This is a genomic window from Allosphingosinicella sp. (assembly GCF_046295735.1).
Classification (GTDB): Bacteria; Pseudomonadota; Alphaproteobacteria; order Sphingomonadales; family Sphingomonadaceae; genus Allosphingosinicella.
In genome coordinates this window covers 201,107-222,717 of sequence record NZ_JBKBMQ010000002.1, presented here as the reverse complement: position 1 = coordinate 222,717, position 21,611 = coordinate 201,107, and the positions used below count along the sequence as shown (strand labels likewise).

At 68.0% G+C, this 21,611-nt stretch carries 21 protein-coding genes and 2 pseudogenes; 13 read left to right on the top strand and 10 right to left on the bottom strand.

Annotated elements, in window-relative coordinates; translation table 11 throughout:
* Positions 1–65: 65 nt before the first annotated feature.
* Positions 66–149: pseudogene (locus ACK4K7_RS03825) on the top strand (viroplasmin family protein); the annotation flags it as partial.
* A gap of 422 nt (positions 150–571) precedes the next feature.
* Here ACK4K7_RS03825 and ACK4K7_RS03820 read toward each other — a convergent pair.
* The 4 genes and pseudogenes from ACK4K7_RS03820 to eno all read right to left on the bottom strand — a co-directional run.
* Positions 572–830, bottom strand: a pseudogene (locus ACK4K7_RS03820) (biotin/lipoyl-containing protein); the annotation flags it as partial.
* A 64-nt stretch (positions 831–894) separates the two neighbouring features.
* Entirely contained in the window at positions 895–1,980 is a 1,086-nt protein-coding gene (pdhA, locus tag ACK4K7_RS03815) for a pyruvate dehydrogenase (acetyl-transferring) E1 component subunit alpha (protein ID WP_431863873.1), read from the bottom strand.
* Positions 1,981–2,092: 112 nt separating this feature from the next.
* Positions 2,093–2,446 carry an FtsB family cell division protein gene (locus tag ACK4K7_RS03810; RefSeq protein WP_431863872.1) on the bottom strand — a complete coding sequence of 118 codons (354 nt, stop codon included), beginning with the start codon at positions 2,444–2,446 and terminating at the stop codon, positions 2,093–2,095.
* A gap of 93 nt (positions 2,447–2,539) precedes the next feature.
* Entirely contained in the window at positions 2,540–3,817 is a 1,278-nt protein-coding gene (gene eno / locus ACK4K7_RS03805) for a phosphopyruvate hydratase (RefSeq protein ID WP_431863871.1), read from the bottom strand.
* Positions 3,818–3,970: 153 nt separating this feature from the next.
* Between eno and ACK4K7_RS03800 the strand changes: the two genes are divergently transcribed.
* The 5 genes from ACK4K7_RS03800 (at position 3,971) to ACK4K7_RS03780 (ending at position 6,230) form a co-directional block, all read left to right on the top strand.
* Entirely contained in the window at positions 3,971–4,723 is a 753-nt protein-coding gene (locus ACK4K7_RS03800; RefSeq protein WP_431863870.1) for a hypothetical protein, read from the top strand.
* 3 nt (positions 4,724–4,726) lie between these two features.
* A complete protein-coding gene (locus ACK4K7_RS03795; RefSeq protein ID WP_431863869.1) occupies positions 4,727–5,110 on the top strand; it encodes a phage holin family protein in 384 nt (127 codons plus the stop codon).
* Positions 5,107–5,496, top strand: a complete 390-nt coding sequence (locus ACK4K7_RS03790; RefSeq protein WP_431863868.1) for a DUF3618 domain-containing protein — start codon at positions 5,107–5,109, stop codon at positions 5,494–5,496. The genes ACK4K7_RS03795 and ACK4K7_RS03790 overlap by 4 nt, the downstream gene beginning before the upstream one ends.
* A complete protein-coding gene (locus ACK4K7_RS03785) occupies positions 5,493–5,921 on the top strand; it encodes a hypothetical protein (RefSeq protein WP_431863867.1) in 429 nt (142 codons plus the stop codon). Before ACK4K7_RS03790 ends, ACK4K7_RS03785 begins: the two co-directional genes overlap by 4 nt.
* A 93-nt stretch (positions 5,922–6,014) precedes the next feature.
* Positions 6,015–6,230: a DUF4170 domain-containing protein gene (locus tag ACK4K7_RS03780; RefSeq protein WP_431863866.1), complete on the top strand. Its 216-nt coding sequence runs from the start codon at positions 6,015–6,017 to the stop codon at positions 6,228–6,230.
* A 10-nt stretch (positions 6,231–6,240) separates the two neighbouring features.
* On the opposite strand, the gene ACK4K7_RS03775 is transcribed toward ACK4K7_RS03780, so the two are convergent.
* The 3 genes from ACK4K7_RS03775 to carB form a co-directional block, all read right to left on the bottom strand.
* Positions 6,241–6,876 carry a rhomboid family intramembrane serine protease gene (locus ACK4K7_RS03775; protein WP_431863865.1) on the bottom strand — a complete coding sequence of 212 codons (636 nt, stop codon included), beginning with the start codon at positions 6,874–6,876 and terminating at the stop codon, positions 6,241–6,243.
* A 20-nt stretch (positions 6,877–6,896) separates the two neighbouring features.
* On the bottom strand, positions 6,897–7,376 hold the full coding sequence (gene greA, locus ACK4K7_RS03770) for a transcription elongation factor GreA (protein ID WP_431863864.1): 480 nt from the start codon (positions 7,374–7,376) through the stop codon (positions 6,897–6,899).
* A gap of 77 nt (positions 7,377–7,453) precedes the next feature.
* Positions 7,454–10,804 carry a carbamoyl-phosphate synthase large subunit gene (gene carB, locus ACK4K7_RS03765; RefSeq protein ID WP_431863863.1) on the bottom strand — a complete coding sequence of 1,117 codons (3,351 nt, stop codon included), beginning with the start codon at positions 10,802–10,804 and terminating at the stop codon, positions 7,454–7,456.
* Positions 10,805–10,876: 72 nt separating this feature from the next.
* On the opposite strand from carB, the gene ACK4K7_RS03760 reads away from it, so the two are divergent.
* Positions 10,877–11,299 carry an endonuclease domain-containing protein gene (locus ACK4K7_RS03760; RefSeq protein ID WP_431863862.1) on the top strand — a complete coding sequence of 141 codons (423 nt, stop codon included), beginning with the start codon at positions 10,877–10,879 and terminating at the stop codon, positions 11,297–11,299.
* Positions 11,300–11,400: 101 nt separating this feature from the next.
* Here ACK4K7_RS03760 and carA read toward each other — a convergent pair whose 3' ends face one another.
* A complete protein-coding gene (carA, locus tag ACK4K7_RS03755) occupies positions 11,401–12,564 on the bottom strand; it encodes a glutamine-hydrolyzing carbamoyl-phosphate synthase small subunit (RefSeq protein WP_431863860.1) in 1,164 nt (387 codons plus the stop codon).
* A 143-nt stretch (positions 12,565–12,707) separates the two neighbouring features.
* Here carA and ACK4K7_RS03750 point away from each other — a divergent pair, with 143 nt between their 5' ends.
* The 4 genes from ACK4K7_RS03750 to rpoD all read left to right on the top strand — a co-directional run bounded on the left by ACK4K7_RS03750 (position 12,708) and on the right by rpoD (position 17,329).
* The gene (locus ACK4K7_RS03750; protein ID WP_431863859.1) at positions 12,708–13,160 is read left to right on the top strand and encodes a GatB/YqeY domain-containing protein; all 453 of its coding nucleotides are present in this window, start codon (positions 12,708–12,710) and stop codon (positions 13,158–13,160) included.
* 80 nt (positions 13,161–13,240) lie between these two features.
* A complete protein-coding gene (locus ACK4K7_RS03745) occupies positions 13,241–13,423 on the top strand; it encodes a DUF559 domain-containing protein (RefSeq protein ID WP_431863858.1) in 183 nt (60 codons plus the stop codon).
* Complete coding sequence (dnaG, locus tag ACK4K7_RS03740) at positions 13,420–15,279, top strand: DNA primase (RefSeq protein WP_431863857.1); 1,860 nt, start codon at positions 13,420–13,422, stop codon at positions 15,277–15,279. The genes ACK4K7_RS03745 and dnaG overlap by 4 nt, the downstream gene beginning before the upstream one ends.
* Positions 15,280–15,307: 28 nt before the next feature.
* Positions 15,308–17,329, top strand: coding sequence for an RNA polymerase sigma factor RpoD (gene rpoD / locus ACK4K7_RS03735; RefSeq protein WP_431863856.1), 2,022 nt, complete (start codon positions 15,308–15,310; stop codon positions 17,327–17,329).
* A 922-nt stretch (positions 17,330–18,251) separates the two neighbouring features.
* Here the strand turns inward: rpoD and ACK4K7_RS03730 are convergent.
* Positions 18,252–19,679, bottom strand: coding sequence for a hypothetical protein (locus ACK4K7_RS03730; protein WP_431863855.1), 1,428 nt, complete (start codon positions 19,677–19,679; stop codon positions 18,252–18,254).
* 76 nt (positions 19,680–19,755) lie between these two features.
* Here ACK4K7_RS03730 and ACK4K7_RS03725 point away from each other — a divergent pair, with 76 nt between their 5' ends.
* Both ACK4K7_RS03725 and ACK4K7_RS03720 read left to right on the top strand, forming a co-directional pair.
* Complete coding sequence (locus ACK4K7_RS03725; protein ID WP_431863854.1) at positions 19,756–20,160, top strand: hypothetical protein; 405 nt, start codon at positions 19,756–19,758, stop codon at positions 20,158–20,160.
* A 174-nt stretch (positions 20,161–20,334) separates the two neighbouring features.
* Positions 20,335–20,607: a DksA/TraR family C4-type zinc finger protein gene (locus tag ACK4K7_RS03720; RefSeq protein WP_431863853.1), complete on the top strand. Its 273-nt coding sequence runs from the start codon at positions 20,335–20,337 to the stop codon at positions 20,605–20,607.
* Positions 20,608–20,617: 10 nt separating this feature from the next.
* Here the strand turns inward: ACK4K7_RS03720 and ACK4K7_RS03715 are convergent, their stop codons facing one another.
* Positions 20,618–21,520 carry a DMT family transporter gene (locus ACK4K7_RS03715; protein ID WP_431863852.1) on the bottom strand — a complete coding sequence of 301 codons (903 nt, stop codon included), beginning with the start codon at positions 21,518–21,520 and terminating at the stop codon, positions 20,618–20,620.
* Positions 21,521–21,611 lie beyond the last annotated feature (91 nt).

Genomic DNA, 21,611 nt, shown 5'->3' with positions numbered 1-21,611 from the left:
GGAAGGACCGGAGTGCCCGAGGGGTATCCCCGCCCAGTTCACGGCTTCCCGCCAGGGGAGGGGGCGTGGAGGAGGAGAAGTGGTACGTGGTCCTGCGGGGCATCGCCCCGGGGATCTACCGGAACGGCAAGGAGGCCAACGCCCAGGTGGGTGGGGTGCGGGGGAGCAGCCTCCGGGTTTTCGGGAGCGAGGAGGAGGCGCGGAGCTTCTACGAGGAGGCCGTGCGCCGCGGGGAGGCGGCCTATCTGGACCCGAAGGGACGGGTCCTGAACGTGGTGGGCAGGCCAACCATGCTCATGGGCTACACGGACGGCTCCCTGAAGGAGGGGGACGGCTCTGCCAGCGCGGTGCTGAGCCTGGAGGGAAGGACGGTGGCCACGGGGCGTCTGGCCCTCCCCGGGGTGCGGGACTCGGGGGAAGCGGAACTCCGGGCCATGCTCCTGGCCCTGGCCATTGCCCCCCGGGGGAGCTACGTGCGTCTGCACACGGACCGCACGGACCTGCCCCTCTTCTGGGGGCGGTGCGGCGATGCCCTCTTCGCCGCCGCCGTCCGAATGCGCGCCGCCCGCGACGCCGTCCGCGTCTTCGCCTTCCCCGGCGAGCAGCGCGATCACGGTCCCGACCTTCACCTCGTCGGTGCCTTCGGGCACCAGGATCTTCGCGACCGTCCCTTCGTCGACGGCTTCGAATTCCATCGTCGCCTTGTCGGTCTCGATCTCGGCCAGGATGTCGCCGGACGCGACGCTGTCGCCTTCCTTCACCAGCCATTTGGCGAGCGTACCCTCCTCCATCGTGGGAGACAGAGCGGGCATTTTCAGTTCGATCGGCATCAGAGAATCACAGCCTCGCGAGAAACCGTCACGGCAAGGCGCGCGATGACGGCGGGGGACGACATCAATAGCTCTCGACCAGAACGTCGGTATGGAGTTCGGCCGGATCGGGCTCAGGGGACTGTTCGGCGAAATCGGCGGACTCGGCGACGATCTCCTTGATCTGGCGGTCGATCGCCTTCAGCTCGTCCTCGCTCGCGCCGGCCTTTTCCAGCTCGCGCTTCACCGCCTCGATCGGATCGGACTGTTCGCGCACCGCCTGCACTTCCTCGCGCGAGCGGTATTTGGCCGGATCGGACATCGAATGGCCGCGATAGCGGTAGGTCTTGAGCTCCAGCAGGATCGGCCCCTTGCCGCCGCGCACCCATTCCAGCGCCGCGTCGGCCGCGCCGCGCACCGCGAGCACGTCCATGCCGTCGACCTGGAGGCCCGGGATGCGGAAGCTTTCGCCGCGCTTGTAGAGCTGGTCCTCGGCCGAGGCGCGATTGACGCTGGTGCCCATCGCATATTGGTTGTTCTCGATCACGTAGATGATCGGCAGGCCCCAGAGCTGGGCCATGTTGAAGCTTTCGTAAACCTGGCCCTGGTTGGCCGCGCCATCGCCGAAATAAGCGAGGCACACGCCGCCGTCGTCCGAATATTTGTGCTTGAAGGCGAGGCCGGTGCCGAGGCTCACCTGCGCGCCGACGATGCCGTGGCCGCCGTAGAATTTATGCTCGACGCTGAACATGTGCATCGAGCCGCCCTTGCCCTTGGAGATGCCGGCCTGCCGCCCGGTCAGCTCCGCCATGATCACCTTGGGATCGATGCCGTAGGCGAGCATGTGGCCGTGGTCGCGATAGCCGGTGATGACACTGTCCTTCGACGTGTCGAGCGCCGACTGCAGGCCGACCGCGACCGCTTCCTGGCCGATATAGAGGTGGCAGAAGCCGCCGATCAGGCCGAGCCCGTAAAGCTGTCCCGCCCGCTCCTCGAAGCGGCGGATGAGCAGCATCTGACGGTAATATTCGAGCAGCTCCGCCCGGTCCGCCTCGCGCCGGCGGGGTTCGGCGGGGCGTTCGCGGTTCGTGGCCCGGTTGGGCGCCTCGGGCGCGGCCGCCGTAGCGTCACCCTTCGCGCCTCCGCGTTTCGACGATGCTGCTTTGGCCACGTGTCCAAGGCCCCTTTCGTTGCGATCCGATGAGTTGGCGGCTCTATGGCGGCAAACGCGTGGCCGCGCAACGGGTGCCGCAGCCCCTGCGGCATCTACGGGGCGCGGGACGTCAGTGGGCGGGAGACGGAGGGGCGGGCGGCGCCGCGGGCGCCTCGTCGATCTCGATGATCACCTCGTCCGGACGGACGAGCCCGAGCTCGCGCCGCACCAGTTCCTCGGCGAGATCCGGATCGGCGCGCTGGGGGTCGAGCAGCTCGGCGCGGTGGCTGAGCCGCGCCCTCTCCTCTTCCAGCGCGACCAGCACCATCGCCTTCTCGGCCTTGGCGTGGCGATATTCGCCCAGGCTCAGCACGCCGTTCTCGCCGGCGATGGCATAGCCCGCGAAGTTGACGATCACGAGCAAGGCGACGGCCGGCAACGCCGCCCGCTTGATCAGATGAAGTGGAGACCGCCCGCCCGTCATGGTCCGGTCACAGAATCAGCAAAGCGCCTCCGAATCAAGCGCTTTTCTGCGGCAGCGACGAAATTCGCGACCGGTGGAGCCCGGCCGCGCCGATCAGCCGCGGAAGATGCTCCGCCCCACATAGCGGGCGGCGCCGGCCAGCTCCTCCTCGATGCGGATCAGCTGGTTGTATTTGGCGAGCCGGTCGGAGCGGGCGAGGCTGCCGGTCTTGATCTGCCCGCAATTGGTCGCGACGGCGAGATCGGCGATGGTCGTGTCCTCCGTCTCGCCGGACCGGTGCGACATCACTGCGGTGTAGCCCGCGCGCTGCGCCATGCTCACCGCCTCCAGCGTCTCGCTCAACGTTCCGATCTGGTTGACCTTGACGAGCAGCGAATTGGCGAGGCCCTGTTCGATGCCCATCGCCAGCCGCTTGGGATTGGTGACGAACAGATCGTCGCCGACGAGCTGCACGCGGTCGCCGATGCGGTCGGTCAGCGCCTTCCAGCCGTCGAAATCGTCCTCGGCCATGCCGTCCTCGATCGAGCGGATCGGATAGGCTTCGGCGAGCTCGGCGAGGAAGCCGGCCATCTCTTCCGGCGAGAAGGTCTTCCCCTCCCCTTCCATATGATAGGCGCCGTCGCGGAAGAATTCCGTGGCGGCGCAGTCGAGCGCCAGCACCACGTCGTCGCCGGGCGTGTAGCCGGCCTGTTCGATCGAGCGCATGATGAAGTCGAGCGCGTCGCGGGTCGAGGCGAGGTTCGGCGCGAAACCGCCTTCGTCGCCGACCGCGGTCGACAGGCCCGCCTCGTGAAGCCGCTTCTTCAGCGTGTGGAAGATTTCCGCCCCGCAGCGCACCGCCTCCGACAGGCTTTCGGCGCCGACCGGCATGATCATGAATTCCTGGAAGTCGATCGCATTGTCGGCATGCTCGCCGCCGTTGATGATGTTCATCATCGGCACCGGCAGCAGCTGCGCGGACACGCCCCCGACATAGCGGTAGAGCGGAAGGCCGCGCGCCTCCGCCGCCGCCTTGGCGACGGCGAGGCTGACGCCCAGGATCGCGTTGGCGCCGAGCCGCGACTTGTTCGGCGTGCCGTCGAGCGCGATCATCTTGGCGTCGATCTCGGCCTGGTCCTCGGCCTCGAGGCCGGCGAGCGCCTCGAAAATCTCGCCGGTGACGGCGTCCACGGCCCGGCCGACTCCCTTGCCGTGCCAGCGGCCCTTCTCCCCGTCCCGTTTTTCCACCGCCTCATGGGCGCCGGTGGACGCGCCGGACGGCACGGCCGCCCGCCCCATGCTCCCGTCCTCCAGCCACACGTCGACCTCGACCGTCGGATTTCCGCGGCTGTCGAGGATCTGGCGAGCGTGGACGTCGATGATCGCGGTCATTTGTTACGGCCTCGTTATGAGCTAAAAGGAATGCAAGCGCGGCTTATCGGCGCGGTCGCCGGCGCGCAACTTTCGTTTCGGGGAAAGGAACGCAAGGCCGGAACAGAGTGTTCTCACGACAAGAGTTTCACCCCAACCAGCGGAGGAAGATTCATGCCACGCGATTCCGAACTGCCCGAAGGCACGGATCAGATCATCGGCGGCGCTGCCGGCAGCAGCGGCCGCGCCACCACCGGCGCCGGCGGCACTGCGGCCGGAACCGGCGGCACCACCACCGGCACGAGCGGCACCACCACCGGCACCGGCGGCTCCACGACCGGACTTGGCGGAAGCACGACCGGCGGCGGCGGAACGTCCTCGGGCGGAGGCGGCGCCACGGGCGGCAGCGGCGGCTCGAGCTCGGGCTTCGTCGCCAGCAGCAGCGGCGGCGACGACACCGGCGGCACCGCCAACGGCGTCGCGGACAAGCTGGTCAGCCAGGTGCGCGACCAGGTCCAGTCGCTGCGCAGCCAGGCGACCGACAAGATCCGCGACTATTCCGAACAGGGCAAGGACCGCGCCTGCGGCACGCTCGACGAGGTTTCCGAAGTGATCGAGGAGGCCGCGCGCCAGATCGACGAGCGGCTCGGCTCCGAATATGGCGACTATGCCCATCGCGCGGCCAGCGCGGTCCACGACTTCGCCGACACGATCCGCAACAAGTCGCTCGACGATCTGCTGGACAATACGCGCTCGGTGGTCCGCAAGAGCCCCGGCATGGCGGTCGCGACCGCCGCCGTGCTCGGCTTCGCGCTCGTCCGGCTGGTGAAGACCGGCCTCGACGACGTGAGCGGCAGGAGCGGCGGCGCCGGCGGGAACGGCACCGGCGGAAACGGCGGCCGCAACCGCTCGGGCGGCGGAGCCTGATCGGTGGACGCCCGGACCCAGCTTCCGCCTGACGAGTCGATCGGCGACCTCATCGGCCAATTGATCGAGGACGGCCGCACTTATGCCCGTGCGGAGGTCAATCTCTACAAGCAGATCGCGGCCTACCGGGCGTCCAAGGCGAAGAACGGCATCGCCGCGCTCGGCGCGGCGGCCGTGCTCGGCCTGTCGGCACTGACGGCGATCACGGTCGGGCTGGTGATGGGGCTTGCCGTCATCATCGGCCCGGTCGCCGCCGGCATCGCGGTGGCCGCGGCCTATGGCATCGTCGCCTTCGTGCTGCTGCGCTGGGGCCTCGGCAAGATGAGTGCTCTCGGCGGCGACGAGGACGAACGCAAGGCGCTCGAGGACGGGGAGATCGCGCGATGACGACTCCCAAGGATCTCGAAAACGCCAAGCGCCATGCCGAATGGGCGCGCAGCCAGCTCGAAACGACGCTCGGCGCCCTTCAGCAGCGCCTCCACCCCAAGACGCTCGCCACCGAGGCGTGGGAGGGGGTGCGCGACAAGGGCAACGACATCGCCGACGATGCGCTGGCGGTGGTGAAGGACCGGCCCGCCGCGGTGTCCGCCGCGATCGGCGTCTTCACGCTGTTCCTGGCGCGCAAGCCGCTCAAGCGGGCGGTTTCGCGGCTGTGGAACGGCCCGGAAGACGACGGCCGCGTCACCACCCACATCGACAATCAAGACATCAACTATGAGGTGGCGGCTCCCTTCGTGGACCCGGCCATCGCGAAGGAAGGAGCGATTACATGACCGCAGCCAGCGACACCAGCACCCTCGACGACACCCGCAGCAAGGCGTCCGACGCCTATGACGCCGCGCGCGAGCGGACGAGTTCCGCATACGAAGCGGCGCGCGAGCGGGCCAGCAAGGCCTATGAGAGCGCCCGCGACACGGTCGGGCGGGGCACGGACTGGTCGACGCAGAACCTGTCGAACAATCCGGTCGCGGCGATCCTCGGCGGTTTCGCCCTGGGCGCTGTCCTCGCCGCGGTGCTTCCGGCAACCCGCCGCGAGCGCGAGGCGCTGGGCGGGGTGGGCCACAAGCTGACCGATGCCGCCCGCGAGGCGGCCCGCAACGCCACCGACGCGGCCAAGGAGCAGATCGACGAAATCAGCAACAGCGCCGTCCAGAAGGTCGGTCAGGCGGTGGTCGACGCCGTCGCCTCCAAGGACTGATCCGGACGTCCCGGCGCGCGCTCCCCTCGCGCGCCGGGATTCCCGCTTCCCGGGCCTTGCGCCCTCCGCCGTTCCTTTCTAGGCGGTCGCTCCATGAGCAAATTGCACCTTGTCTTCGGCGGACGCGTTCGCGACCCGCAGGGCCTCGACTTCGTCGATCTCGCCGCCATCGATTTCGTCGGCCTGTTCCCCGATTATGCGAGCGCCCTCGACGCCTGGCGCGCCAACGCCCAGCGCACGGTCGACGATGCCGAGATGAAATATGTCGTCGTCCACCTCCACCGCCTGCTGGAGCCGGAGCTGAAATAGGCGGGGCGGCTCAGGCGCCGCGATAGCGCCACAGCAGCAGCGGATTGGCGAGCAGCAGGCCGAGCAGGAAGCCGCCGATATGCGCGCCGATCGCCACCTGGATCCCGGCCGTGCCGAACACAATGCCCAGGATCACCTGCAACGCCACCCAGGCCGCCATCAGCCACAGCGCGTTGAGCCACGTCGCCAGCCGCGGGTCCGCCACCTTCACCTTGTTGCGGCCAAACAGCATCGCATAGGCGCCGAGCACCGCCGACACCGCCCCGCTCGCGCCCACCATCGGCACATGATCGAGCGGGTTCAGCGCATAATGAACCCCCGCCGCCATATAGGCGCCGCCCACATAGAGGATCAGGAAGGCCGCCGGCCCCAGCACGCCTTCCACCGGCCGGCCGCAGAAGAAGTGGATCAGCATGTTGAAGATGAGGTGAAAGGTGCCGGCGTGGACCAGCGTCGCGGTGAGCGGCGTCAGCAGGAACGGCGCGCCGGGCGCGCCGTCCACCGCCGCGCGCAGCGGAATGAAGCCGCCCCACAGGATCGACCAGGTGTACAGGCCGAACAGGGCGACGATCAGATAGGCGAGGATCGTCGCTCCGCCGATCGCGAGGGTGGCGCGCGCGCCGCGCCAGCTGTCCGGAGGCCGCATGAGCGCTCAGTCCGCCGCGATCAGATGAATTCGATCTTCTCGATCTCGTAATAGCGGTCGCCGGACGGGGTCGACACCTCGACCTCGTCGCCGACGTTGCGGCCGATCAGCGCCCGGCCGAGCGGGCTCGAATAGCTGATCCGGCCGACCTTCGCGTCCGCCTCGGTCTGGCCGACGATCTGGTAGGTCACCGGCTTGTCGTTCTCGTCGAGGAGATGGACGGTGGCGCCGAACACCACCTTGTCGCCCGACAGGGTGGTCGGATCGATCACCATCGCGCGGCTCAGCCGGTCCTCGATGTCGGCGATCTGCGCCTCGACCTGGCCCTGGCGTTCCTTGGCGGCATGATATTCGGCATTTTCGGAAAGGTCGCCATGGGCGCGCGCTTCCTCGATCGCTTCGATGATGGCCGGGCGCTCCACCGTCTTCAGGTGGCGCACCTCGGTCTGAAGCCGCTCATAGCCTTCGGCCAGCATCGGCATCTTTTCCACCGTCGCCATACAGATCTGCCTTTCGTCAAACTTCGCTGGAGCCGTCTTCGGGTAAAGACGACGCACCTGGTTCCAGCTTGTCGGGATTACGCTTTGGAGGCGGAATAATAGTCCTGCAGCGACCGAACTTCAAGTCGGCGCGCGCCGAGCGCCGCGATCGCCCGCACCACGGCCGCGCTCGACGCCGCCGTGGTGAAATAGGGCACCTTCGCCATCAGCGCCGAGGCGCGGATCGAGGCGGAGTCGCGGTGGCTCTGCCACCCTTCGGTGGTGTTGAAGATGAGATCGACCGCGCCGTCCTTGATCTTGTCGACGATGTGCGGCCGGCCTTGCGCCACCTTGTTGACCTGCGTCACCTCCAGCCCCTCGGCCCGCAGATAATCGGCGGTGCCCGACGTCGCGATCACCTTGAAGCCGAGCTCGATCAGCGCGCGCACCGGCGGGACGATCAGCGACTTGTCGCCGTCCTTCACCGACACGAACAAGGTGCCCGACGTCGGCAGCTGCAGCCCCGCGCCCTGCTGAGACTTGAGGAAGGCGGTGGCGAAATCGTCGGCGATTCCCATGACTTCGCCGGTGGACTTCATCTCCGGCGAGAGCACGGGATCGACGCCGGGGAAGCGGGCGAACGGGAACACCGCCTCCTTGACGGCGATGTGCGGCACGTCGCGCCGGAGCGGCAGAAAGTTGATCAGCGGCTCGCCCGCCATCACCCGCGCCGCGATCTTGGCGATCGGGGTGCCGATCGCCTTGGCGACGAACGGCACGGTGCGGCTGGCGCGCGGATTGACCTCGATCAGGTAGACGAGCCCATCCTTCACCGCGAACTGCACGTTCATCAGCCCGACGACGCCGAGCGCCTGGGCGAGCGCACGCGCCTGGCGCTCGATCTCCTCGACGATCGCCGCGTCGAGGCTGTAGGGCGGCAGCGAGCAGGCGCTGTCGCCCGAATGGACGCCCGCTTCCTCGATATGCTGCATGACGCCGGCGATCACCACGTCCTTGCCGTCGGAGATCGCGTCGACGTCGACCTCGATCGCGTCGCGCAGATATTGGTCGATCAGCACCGGGCTGTCGCCCGACACCTGCACTGCGGTCACGATATAATCCTCGAGCTGCGCCGGCCCGTCGACGATCTCCATCGCCCGCCCGCCGAGCACGTAGGAAGGGCGGGTCAGCACCGGATAGCCGATCCGCTCGGCGACCGCGATCGCCTCCTCGCGCGAGCGGGCGATGCCGTTCATCGGCTGCCTGAGGCCGAGCCGCTCGACAAGCGCCGCGAACCGCTCGCGGTCCTCCGCGAGATCGATCGCGTCGGGCGAGGTGCCGAGGATCGGGATCCCCTCCCGCTCCAGCGCGGCGGCGAGCTTCAGCGGCGTCTGGCCGCCGAACTGGACGATCACCCCGACCAGCTCGCCCCGCGACTTCTCGACATGGAGGATCTCGAGCACGTCCTCGACGGTCAGCGGCTCGAAATAGAGCCGGTCGGACGTGTCGTAATCGGTCGACACCGTCTCCGGATTGCAGTTGATCATGATCGTTTCGAAGCCGGCGCCGCCGGCCGCCTCGTCGCCGAGCGCGAAGCAGGCGTGGCAGCAGCAATAATCGAATTCGATGCCCTGCCCGATCCGGTTCGGCCCGCCACCCAGGATCACGATCTTCCTTCGGTCGCTCGGCTCGCTCTCGTCCTCCGGCGCGCCGAAGCTCGGCGCCTCGTAGGTCGAATACATATAGGGGGTCCGGGCGGCGAATTCGGCGGCAACCGTGTCGATCCGCTTGAACACCGGCCGCACGCCGAGCCGGTGGCGCAGCGCCCGCACCTCGTCCTGCGTCGTCGCGCCGGTCATCGCCTTCACCGCGTCGTGGATCAGGCCATGGCCGCGGGCGAGCGCCTCGCCCGCCCCGCCGCGGATGTTCGCGGCGCGGATCGCGAGCTCGGCCAGCCGCTTGTCGGAAAAGCCCATCGCCTTCAGCCGGCGCATCCCGGCCGCATGGTTGGGCAGCCCGTCGCTGCAGATCGCCTCCTCGGCGTCGACGATCTCCCTGATCCGCTCCAGGAACCAGGGATCGTATTTGGCGATCGCGTGAACCTCCGCGACGGTGAAGCCCTCGCGCAGCGCCTGCGCGGCGACGAGCAGCCGGTCCGGCGTCGGCCGCGCCAGCGCCGCCTCGATCTCCGCGCGCGGCGCGCCGGCCAGCTCCTTGACCTCGTCGAGCCCGTTGAGCCCGGTCTCGAGGCCGCGCAGCGCCTTCTGCAGGCTCTCGTGGAAATTGCGGCCGATCGCCATCACCTCGCCGACCGACTTCATCGCCGTCGACAGCAACGGCTCGGAGCCGCGGAACTTCTCGAAGGCGAAGCGCGGGATCTTGGTGACCACATAGTCGATGGTCGGCTCGAACGAGGCCGGGGTGCAGCCGGTGATGTCGTTCTGGATCTCGTCGAGCGTGTAGCCGACCGCGAGCTTGGCCGCGACCTTGGCGATCGGGAAACCCGTCGCCTTGGAGGCGAGCGCCGACGAGCGCGACACGCGCGGGTTCATCTCGATCACCACCAGCCGCCCGTCGGCCGGATTGACGGCGAACTGGACGTTCGAGCCGCCGGTCTCCACCCCGATCTCGCGCAGCACGGCGATGCTCGCGTTGCGCATCGCCTGATATTCCTTGTCGGTCAGCGTCAGCGCCGGCGCGACCGTGATGGAATCGCCGGTATGGACGCCCATCGGATCGAAATTCTCGATCGAGCAGATGATGATGGCATTGTCGTTCCGGTCCCGGACGACCTCCATCTCATATTCCTTCCACCCCAGCACCGATTCCTCGATCAGCACCTCGGTGGTCGGCGAGGCTTCAAGCCCGCCGCTGACGATCTCGACGAACTCCTCGCGATTGTAGGCGATGCCGCCGCCGGTGCCGCCCAGGGTGAAGCTCGGCCGGATGATGGCGGGAAGGCCGACATGGTCGAGCGCCTTCATGGCGTCGTCCAGGCTGTGGGCGATCTGCGAGCGCGGGCTTTCGAGGCCGATCCGGTCCATCGCCTCGCGGAACTTCAGCCGATCCTCGGCCATCTCGATGGCGTCGGCGTCGGCGCCGATCATCTTGACGCCGTAGCGGTCGAGCGTCCCGTCCTTGAAGAGAGCGAGCGCGGTATTGAGCGCGGTCTGACCGCCCATCGTCGGAAGCACCGCGTCGGGCCGCTCCTTCTCGATGATGCGGGTCACATATTCGGGCGTGATCGGCTCGATGTAGGTCGCGTCGGCCAGCTCCGGATCGGTCATGATCGTCGCCGGATTGGAATTGACCAGGACGACCCGAAAGCCCTCCTCCTTCAGCACCTTCAGCGCCTGCGTCCCGGAATAATCGAACTCCGCCGCCTGCCCGATGACGATCGGACCCGCGCCGATGATGAGGATGGAGGAGATGTCGGTACGCTTGGGCATCTATGCTAGGCTCGTTGCAAAGCCCCTCGCCCCCTTCAGGGGGAGAGGGGTTGGGGAGAGGGGGGAGTCCGAATGACGCAGCGCCACCCGCATACCCGCAAGCGGGCGAAGGAATTGCGCAGCGAGCAGACCGGTCCGGAGGCGTTGCTCTGGTCCCGGCTGCGCGCCGGCCGGCTCGGCGTCAAATTCCAGCGGCAGGCGGTGCTCGCCCCTTACATCGCCGACTTCGCCGCGCGTTCGCACCGGCTGATCGTCGAGTTGGATGGCGAGACGCACGTCGGGCGAGAAGCTTATGACACGGCAAGGACGCGTGAGCTGGAAAGCCGCGGCTGGCGCGTCCTGCGCTTCACCAACGACGACGTGCTGACCAATCTCGACGGGGTCCTGCGCGCCATCCTGATCGCGCTGGGCCGCGACCCGGAAACCCCTCGCCCCCTTCAGGGGGAGAGGGGAGAGCCGCGTCAGCGGCGAGGAGAGAGGGGGAAGTCGCCTTAGGCCGGGGCATTGTCTCGACTCCCCCCTCTCCCTGCCGCCGCTTCGCGCCGGCTTTCCCTCTCCCCCTGAAGGGGGCGAGGGATTTGAGATGCGCCAGCTCCTCAACAAAGCCGCCCCACGAACTTCTCGAACAGATAGGTGCTGTCCTGCGGGCCCGGGCTCGCCTCCGGATGATATTGCACCGAGAAGGCCGGCCGGTCGGTCAGCTCGAAGCCGCAATTGCTCCCGTCGAACAAGGAGATATGCGTCTCGCGGGCATTCTCCGGCAGGGTGTCGCGTTCGACCGCGAAGCCGTGGTTCATGCTGGTGATCTCGACGCGGCCGTCCTCCAGGCGCTTCACCGGATGGTTCGCCCCACGATGGCCCTGGTGCATCTTCGCCGTCTTCGCGCCGACCGCGAGGCCGAGCAGCTGGTGGCCGAGGCAGATGCCGAACAAAGGCAGGTTCGTCTCCAGCAGCCGGCGGATCACCGGCACCGCATATTCGCCGGTCGCCGCCGGATCGCCCGGGCCGTTCGACAGGAAGATGCCGTCGGGCGCGTGCGCCATCACCTCTTCATAGCTAGCGGTGGCGGGCAGCACGGTGACGCGCGCCCCGGCATCGGCGAGGTTGCGGAAGATGTTGCGCTTGGAGCCGTAATCGATCGCGACCACGTGCGGCCGGCTCTCGTCGTCGGGATGCTCGGCATAGCCGCGGCCGAGCTGCCAGCGCCCGCCCGACCAGCGGTACATCTGCCGGCAGGACACCTCCTTGGCGAGGTCCATGCCTTCCAGGCCCGGCCAGGCCCGGGCTTGCTCGACCAGCGCGTCGATGTCGAACGCGCCGTCCGCATGGTGCGCGATCACCCCGTTCGGCGCGCCCTGCTCGCGGATCCGGCGGGTCAGTGCGCGGGTGTCGACGCCCGACAGGCCGATGCGGCCGTTGGCGCGCATCCACTGGTCGAAGCGCTGGACCGCGCGGAAATTGCTGGGATCGGTCACGTCCTCGCGCACCACGCAGCCCAGAGCGTGCGGATTGTCCGCCTCCAGATCCTCGTAATTGGCGCCGACATTGCCGATGTGCGGGAAGGTGAAGGCGATGATCTGGGCGGCGTAGGAGGGATCGGTCATCACCTCCTGATATCCGGTCATCGCGGTGTTGAAGCAGACCTCGCCGACCGCCTGCCCTTCCGCGCCGAAGCCCCTGCCCCAGATCGCCGTGCCGTCCGCCAGAACCAGAACGCCGGTCGCTCCTTCGGGCGCAGGCGTGGGCTTGGCGTTGGCCATGAGGCGTAAACTCCGGACAGAGGGGCTGGCGATGTCGCTAAGGCTCGTCCGCTAGTGGCAGGGGCCGGGAGCGTCAATCTATTAAAAAGCCGGGGCCGCCGCTATGCTCGCCGCTTTCCCAAAAATCAGCCCCGGAAAGTCCCATGATTCGCGACGACATCAAGGCCGACCTCACCGCCGCCATGAAGGCCGGCGACAAGCCGCGCACCGCCACCATCCGCCTCATCCAGTCGGCGATCAAGAACCGGGACATCGAGCTGCGCACCGCCTCCGCCACGCCCGACGACGACGTGCTGGTGACCGAGGTGCTGCAGAAGATGATCAAGCAGCGCCGCGAATCGATCGACATGTACAGGAAAGGCGGGCGCGAGGAGCTGGCCGAGGCCGAGGCGGCCGAGGTCTCCGTGATCGAGGATTTCCTGCCCCGCCAGATGAGCGAGGCCGAAGCCGTCGCCGCGATCGACGCGATCGTCGCCGAAACCGGCGCCGCCTCCATCAAGGACATGGGCAAGGTGATGGCGGTGCTGAAGGACCGCCACGCCGGCCAGATCGACATGAGCAAGGCCAGCCAGATGGTGAAGGCGCGTTTGGGCTAGCGAACCCCCCTCCCGCTCGCGGGAGGGGTTGGCGCAAATCCCCCCTCCCACTTGCGGGAGGGGGTCAGGGGAAGGGCCTGTTGCCGACCGACCACCCGCATCAGGACGAAGGCGCCCGCATCGAGGCCGAGGGCCATCGCGTCATCCGCTTCTGGAACGATGAGGTGCTGGGGAATATCGACGGGGTGCTGATGACGACCGAACGGATTTTCGCGGACAGCCCCACCCCCGGCCCCTCCCGCGAGCGGGAGGGGAGTGAATGAGCCTGTCGCCCGCCTTTCTCGACGAGCTGCGCGCGCGCACGTCGCTTTCGGCGCTGATCTCGAAGCATGTGAAGCTGCAGAAGGCCGGGCGCGAGTGGAAGGCCTGCTGTCCGTTCCACAAGGAGAAGACGCCGAGCTTCTACGTCAATGACGAGAAGGGCTTCTATCACTGCTTCGGCTGCTCCGCCCATGGCGACGCCATCCGCTTCCTGACGGACGCGCGCGGCATGCCGTTCATGGAGGCGGTGAAGGAGCTTGCGGACGCCGCCGGCCTCGACGTTCCCGCTCCCGATCCTCGCGCCCAGGCCAAGGCGGAGCGCGCGGCCGGCCTCTACGACGTCATGGACGCCGCGCAGTCCTGGTTCGTGGAGCAGCTCGGCGGGATCGAGGGCGCGGGCGCGCGCGACTATCTGGCGCGGCGCGGCATCCGGCCGGAGGTCCAGCACAAGTTCGGCTTCGGCTTCGCGCCGGACGGGCGGGGGCGGCTGAAGGCGGCGCTGAAGGGGCTCGGCGAGGACAAACTGGTCGAGGCCGGCCTCCTGATCGAGCCGGAGGGGGAGCGCGAGCGCTACGACCGCTTCCGCGGCCGGCTGATGATCCCGATCCGCGACCAGCGCGGCCGGGTGATCGCCTTCGGCGGCCGCATCCTGGGCGACGGAGAGCCCAAATATCTGAATTCCCCCGAAACCCCCCTGTTCGACAAGGGCCGCACCCTGTTCAACCTCCATCATGCGGCGCCGGCGAGCCGGGGCACCGGGCGGTTGATCGTGGTCGAAGGCTATATGGACGTGGTGGCGCTGGATCAGGCGGGGATCGCCGAAGGCGTGGCCCCGCTCGGCACCGCGCTGACCGAGGGTCAGCTGGAGCGGATGTGGCGGCTGGTCCCCTCGCCCATCCTGTGCTTCGACGGCGACGCGGCGGGTCAGAAGGCGTCCGTCCGCGCGGCCCTGCGTGCCCTGCCCCATGTCGGCCCGGGCCGTTCGCTCGGCTTCGTGACCTTGCCCGCCGGCCAGGATCCGGACGATCTGCTCCGCGCCAGGGGCCGGGCGGCGCTGGAGGAACTGCTCGAGCGGCCGGAGCCGCTGGTCGAGCGGCTGTGGCGGCACGAAAGCGAAGCCGAGCCGCTCGCGACTCCCGAACAGCGCGCGGGCCTTCGCCGGCGGCTGCTCGACCATGTCGGCGCGATCGGCGATCCGGACGTGCGCGACCAATATCGCTCCGATCTCCTCGCCCGCTTCGACGCCCTCACCCGTCCCGCGCGGCCGCAGTGGCAGCGGGGGCAAGGAGGCCAGGCCCGAGGAGGCCAGATGCGCGGCGGCCGCTGGCAGCCCCCGCCCCGCCCCGCCTCGGCCGAGGCGAAGGCGGTCGGAATCGGCGGTCTGGCGCCGCAGATGGCGCGGGCGGTGCTCGCCGGCCTGCTGCGCCACCCGGAGGTGATCGCCGACCATTCCGAGGCCGTCGCCGCCCTTCCGCTCGCCGACCGCGCGACCGCGCGCATCCGCTCCAGGCTGCTCGAAGCCGCGCTGCTGCACGGCGAACTTGATCGCGACCGGGTTGATACCATATTGGCGGATGAGGGCGCGGCTGCTCTTCTGGAGGAGCCGGGCCCGAAGCGAGGACTTGCTTTTTCCTTCACCCGACGTGATGCCGATCCGGAACGTGCCCGACGCGACCTCGTTCTGGCGATCGAGACTTTGGCAGCACGGCCCGGGCTCGACGCGGCTCTCGAGGCGGCGACCGCGAGGCTGAAGGACGAAGGCGACGAAGCCGCTTTCCAGGAGCAGCAGCGGCTCCGGGCGGCGCGGGACGAGGCGGACAGGCAGCTGGCGACGCTGATCGAAGGCGGCGCGGGCTGACTGTCCTTATTGCGATTAAGGCGTGCGAATGGCGAAGACGAATACGGCCGAGACCAACGAGAAGACCGAGAACGGCGACGCGCCGCTGATCGACCTCAACGAAGCCTCGCTGAAAAAGCTGATCAGCCGTGCCAAGAAGCGCGGCTACGTCACCTATGACGAGCTCAACGAAGCCCTGCCCCAGGACCAGATGAATTCCGAGCAGATCGAGGACGTCATGTCCGCGATCTCGGAAATGGGCATCAACGTCGTCGAGGCCGAGGAGGCCGACGAGGAGGACGGCGAGCAGGATTCGGGCGTCGAGGAGGTCGAAGGCGGCGACGTCGAGCGCTTCGTCGTCGAGAAGAAGAAGGAAACGGTCGACCGCACCGACGATCCGGTGCGCATGTATCTGCGCGAGATGGGCGCGGTCGAGCTGCTCTCCCGCGAGGGCGAGATCGCGATCGCCAAGCGCATCGAGGCCGGCCGCGACACGATGATCTGGGGCCTGTGCGAATCGCCCATCACCTTCAACGCGATCATCGAATGGTCGAACGCCTTGAACGTCGGCCAGATGCAGCTGCGCGAGATCCTCGATCTCGAGGCGATGCTCTCCAAGGGCCCGACCCCGGAGCAGGTGGAAGGCGCCGAGGAAGGCGAGGACGGCGACATCTCCGAAAAGACCGCCGGCCCCTCCTTCCGCGAGGAGGACGAGGTCGAGGAGGAGGAGAGCGAGGACGAGGAGGACAGCCTCGTCGAGCGCCGCACCCCGCGCGCCAGCACCGACGAGGACGAGGACGACAACACCCTCTCGCTCGCCCAGATGGAAGAGACGCTGAAGCCGCAGGCGCTGGAGCGCTTCGCCCGCATCACCGATCTCTACAAGAAATTCTCCCGCCTCCAGTCCTCGCGCATGGAGTCGATGAGCCTCGGCCGCGAATTCCCCGGCGGCGACGAGAACAAATATCAGAAGCTGCGCGAACAGCTCACCGCCGAGGTGGAGAGCGTCCAGTTCCACGGCGCCAAGATCGAATATCTGGTCGATCAGCTCTACAGCTACAACCGGCGCCTGACCGCGCTTGGCGGCCAGATGCTGCGCCTCGCCGAGCGCCACAAGGTGCCGCGCAAGGCCTTCCTCGACGCCTATATGGGCCACGAGCTCGACGAGGGCTGGTCGGAGCGCGTGTGCAAGCTCGACAAGAAATGGGCGAGCTTCTGCGATCAGGAATCCGACGCGATCGAGCGCATCCGCGCCGAGATCGCCGAGATCGCGCAGGCCACCGGCATGAGCCTCGCCGAATTCCGCCGCATCGTGAACCAGGTGCAGAAAGGCGAGCGCGAGGCCCGCATCGCCAAGAAGGAGATGGTGGAGGCGAACCTCAGGCTCGTCATCTCCATCGCCAAGAAATACACCAATCGCGGCCTGCAGTTCCTGGACCTCATCCAGGAAGGCAATATCGGCCTGATGAAGGCGGTCGACAAATTCGAATATCGCCGCGGCTACAAGTTCAGCACCTACGCCACCTGGTGGATCCGGCAGGCGATCACCCGCTCGATCGCCGACCAGGCCCGCACCATCCGCATCCCGGTCCACATGATCGAGACGATCAACAAGCTGGTCCGCACCTCCCGCCAGATCCTCCACGAAATCGGCCGCGAGCCGACCCCGGAGGAATTGGCCGAGCGCCTGTCCATGCCGCTCGAAAAGGTCCGCAAGGTGATGAAGATCGCCAAGGAGCCGATCAGCCTCGAAACCCCGATCGGCGACGAGGAAGACAGCCACCTCGGCGACTTCATCGAGGACAAGAACGCCGTCATCCCGGTCGACGCCGCGATCCAGGCGAACCTCAAGGAAACGGTCACCCGCGTCCTCGCCTCCCTAACCCCCCGCGAGGAACGCGTGCTGCGCATGCGCTTCGGGATCGGGATGAATACGGATCATACGCTCGAGGAGGTCGGGCAGCAGTTCTCTGTTACCCGTGAGCGGATCCGCCAGATCGAGGCCAAGGCCTTGAGGAAGCTGAAACATCCTTCGCGCTCTAGGAAAATGCGCTCTTTCCTCGACCAATAACCCCCTCTCCCCGGCGGGGAGAGGGTTGGGGTGAGGGGGTCCTGACTCCGAGTTTCATCCTCTGACCATCCACCTCCGCCGGAGCAGCGCGAAGAGAGCGCGCAGTCCGGCCGGCGGGTGGCGGAGCCAACCCGTTCGACGTCACGGGGCCGCCCCCGTGACGGCTGCTCAGGCAGCTGGGATTCACGCGAAGCCGCAAAGACAACGCCCCCACCTCCTCTCCCCCCGGGAGAGGGTCGGGGTGAGGGTGCCCCGCCTCCGAACAAACGCCCCCACCTCCCCGCCTGCACCCGCAGCCGGATCGGGTTTCACGCAGAGGCGCGGAGAGACCGCAGAGAACGCGGAGGGCAACGCGCCCCCCACGTCACGACCAGCCCCAATCCGCACCGCAGCCGATCAGTCCCTCCGCTCCACGCCTCCCTTCCCCTCCCCGCCCTCCGCGTGAAATGCCGGGAAGGAATGCGCCGTCGCGAAAAGCCTGTCCTGAGCCTGTCGAAGGGCCGGCCAGCGGGCCGCGCCAGCGAGACCGACTGACGTCACGGGATCCACTCCCGTTACGGCTGCCGAGGAAGCAGAGGCCTCACACGAAGGATAGCCCCCTCTCCCCGGCGGGGAGAGGGTTGGGGTGAGGGGGCTCCGGCGCCCCGAACGATCGCCCCCACGCCCGCGCGCCCAGCGAAGCTGAACCCGGTTTTATGCGAAGCCGCAAAGGGTGCCCCCGCCCCCTCTCCCCCCGGGAGAGGGCCGGGGTGAGGGTGCCCCGCCTCCGAACGAATGCCCCCACCTCCCCGCCTGCCCCAAAACCGGATCGGGTTTCACGCAGAGGCGCGGAGCTCGCAGAGAAGTTAAAGCGCGCGCACGTAACGCCGCCGACTTCAGTGCAGCCGCCGAAGCAGCACGGGCCTACTCCTCATACGTGATTTTACGCAACGCGATCGAACGGTCGGCGCGGCGGCGTTCCATTGCGAGTTGGTTGTCCGCCGACCTGATGAACTTTGCGGCGAATGTCCTCCTCGACCCAAGCCTCAATCAGCGGATCAACCGCCGCACCATGACCTGCCTCTGACAGACCATGCAGCATGCCAGGCAACCAGTTGGCGAGTCGGTCACTTAGTTGCGGCATCCAATTGAGCAGGATGTCAGGCTGAGCGGCGGCGAGCTTCTTGATAAACTCCTCCAGGCCGACAAAATTCGCCCTATCATCGCTACGAGTTTCGACAAATCGATCAAGCCGCGCGAGCCATTCGCCGGTGCTCGCCGCATCGACACTCGCAACCAGAGAATCGATCGCAGCAGAACGGTCTTTCGCCGCCGTCTGAAAATCGAACCCGGGCTTCGTCCACATGGCCGGGGTCACGCTGTCGTGTCCGACGAGCAAGCGATAGCGGCCTAAATCGGGATCGTCATCGAGCGCCGCGCGGCACGCCATGATCGCGTCTACAAGACGCGCTTGAGCTGCCACCAAATCGGCGTTGTCCGCCATCCCCGCTGGCAGCGCGTGGTACATGTAAAATTTATGGTGCAGATTAACCTCGAGTTGTCGCCTCGCTTCTAAACCGAGGTTGGGCACAACCGTGATGAAAAACCGGACGACGTGCGTGAGATCGTCCATGATAGCCTCGCCGAGGAGGTCGGAGTAGCCGGCACCGTTCGGCGTATTGCCCGCCGTTAGCATAGCATCGCGAATTTCGTTGCGTGCGTTGTCCTCGCTAAGCAGGCCATACAGGCGCTCGAGCTGGTGTAGTGCGTCACGCCGCAGCGCCTTAAGGTCGCCAGTCACCGCGACCGACCCGCTATGCAGCGTCACAGACTCTTCCTCCCAACTCGTCCCGGTTACCGTGCTCGACAGCGCCTCGCGCAGCATGATGGTAGCAGTGGGTGCCGCCGCGACGAGCGCCGCGTCATCAAGGTCTGCGATACGGCCAATCAACAGTCGCTGGAGCCCTGGTCCAACCTGCTGCCAAGCGCGCCGATCGTGCTGCGCGAAGCGGCGGCTAAGATCATCGATCGGATCACGTTCGTTCTTAGTCGTCGCCGCTAAGCGCATCGCGATCAGCGCATCAAACATGCGCTCAGGGTTAGCATAGAGAAGATATACGTCACCATTGGTGTAGAAGATCAATCGACAGCCGGCGACGTCTTTGGCAATGTCACCGATCGTCGCATCCGCCGCCGCCTCGGACTTGGCGAGCTTGGCTCGCAACGAGTTCACCTCCTTAGCGCGATGTTGGATGTTCTGCAGCCGCAAGTCGTTGCCCTCGGCCACCGCTGCTTGGAGGATTGCGGCCACCGCCTCCGCAAAGTCCACATAGAGTGCGCGTCCGCCATTCTCATATTCGTCAATGTTCATGCGTCAAATTTACCAGCCGCATCAGAACAAAGAAAGAACTTTCCTACAGCCCCTGCTTTCCGCCACATACTGGCGGATGAGCGATTCCGCCTCCTCCGACGCCCCCCTGGTCTTCGATCCCGTCCCGTCCGCGTCGCGCCGCCGCGACGGCTGGACGGCCGGGCGGCAGCGGGCGTTCATCGATGCGCTGGCGAGGATCGGCCTGGTGTCGGAAGCCGCCAAGGCGGCGGGGATGAGCCGCAAGTCGGCTTATGCGCTGCTGAAGCGGGCCGGGCCGGACAGCGGCTTCGCCCGCGCCTGGGAGGCGGCGCAGGCCCAGGGGCAGGACGTCGTCCGGTCGCACGCGATCGATCAGGCGCTGAACGGCGTCGAGGTCCCCTATTTCTACCGCGGCATCCAGCGCGGCACGCGGCGCCTGTTCAACGACCGGCTGCTGATCGCCGCCCTGCGCGTGGCCGCGCGCGCCGGCGCCGGGCGGTGAGGCCGCCCGCCCGCTTGTCTCCGGCCTTTCGCCGCCGCCTCAGCTCGCCGCACCGTGGCGCGCACGTCGCGGCACCTTCGTCACCTTCGCCGCCTTCGCCGCCTTCGCTTTCGCGGGCCGTTGAACCGGGCGGGCGCGGCGTTCGTTCTGTCGGCGGCAAGGATGGAGTGCGCAATGGCCGGCGGATGGTCGCGCGACGGCGCGGTGCAGGATCAGATCGACGACACCGTCGCGGACGCGGTGCTGGCGGCGCGGGGGCGGCTGGCGGCCGCCGCCTCGGGCGAGGGCGAGACGCACTGCGTCTTATGCGGCGAGGAGATCCCGGAGGGGCGCCGCCTCGCCCTGCCCGGCGCGCGGACCTGCGTCGCCTGCCAGTCCGGCCGCGATGCCCGCACCCCCGGCGCCGGCATCAACCGCCGCGGCAGCAAGGACAGCCAGCTGCGCTGAGGCGCCCCGCTCAGTCCGGCGTGCGCGGCACCATCGGCCGCCGCTGCGAGCGCCAGAGGAGCAGGCCGCCGCCGACGATCAGGGCGGCGCCGGCCCAGGTGCCGGCGTCCGGCGCGTCGGCGAACCAGATCCAGCCGAGCGCCGCCGCGACGATCAGCTGGACATAGGTCATCGGCGCCACCACTGCGGCGCTCGCCCGCACCGTCGCCGCATAGATGAGGAGATGACCGATCGTCGCCGTCACCGCCACGCTCGCGCATTTCAGCACCACCGCCGCGCTCGGCCAGCCGATCTCCATGCCGAACAGGCCGAGGAGGAGCGCGACGGCGATCAGCAGGGGCGCGGCGATCGCGGCCAGGAGGAGCTGCATGACGAGCACCGGCGCCAGCCCCGCCGACTTGCGGTTGAAGATCATCAGCCAGGCCATGCCGAAGGCGGCGCCGAGCGGATAGAGCGCCTCGGCGCCCAGCTCCAGCACATTGGGCCGCAGCACGATGAGCACGCCGAGGAAAGCGAGCGCGGTCGCCGCCCACACCGCGCGCGGAGCGCGCTCGCCGAGCACGAGCGCGGACAGGAGGCCGGTGATCATCGGGCTGGTGAACTGGATCGCGGTCGCGTCGGCGAGCGGCATCGCCATCACGCCCAGGAAGAAGCAGATGGTGGCGAGCGCCACCGCCGCGCCGCGGCCGAGCTGCAGCCGCGGGCGCGGCAGCACGAAGCCGTCGCGGCCGTGCCGGATCGCGACCGCGACCGCGAGGCCGAGCGCGCCGAAGCCGTAGCGCAGCGCCGAGACCGCCGGCGCGGGCCACTGCCCCGCCATCGACTTCACCACGGCGTCGCCGACCGACAGCAGCGCGAAGCCGACGAGCGCGAGGCCGAGCGCGGCGCGGGCGCTGCGTTGCATCTTGTCCATCCGCGCCTTGGCACCCGCCGGGGCCGATTAGTCAATTGTCAAAGTTTCCCGCTTATTCACCGCATCCGGCACGAACGGCATCGAGGTTGGC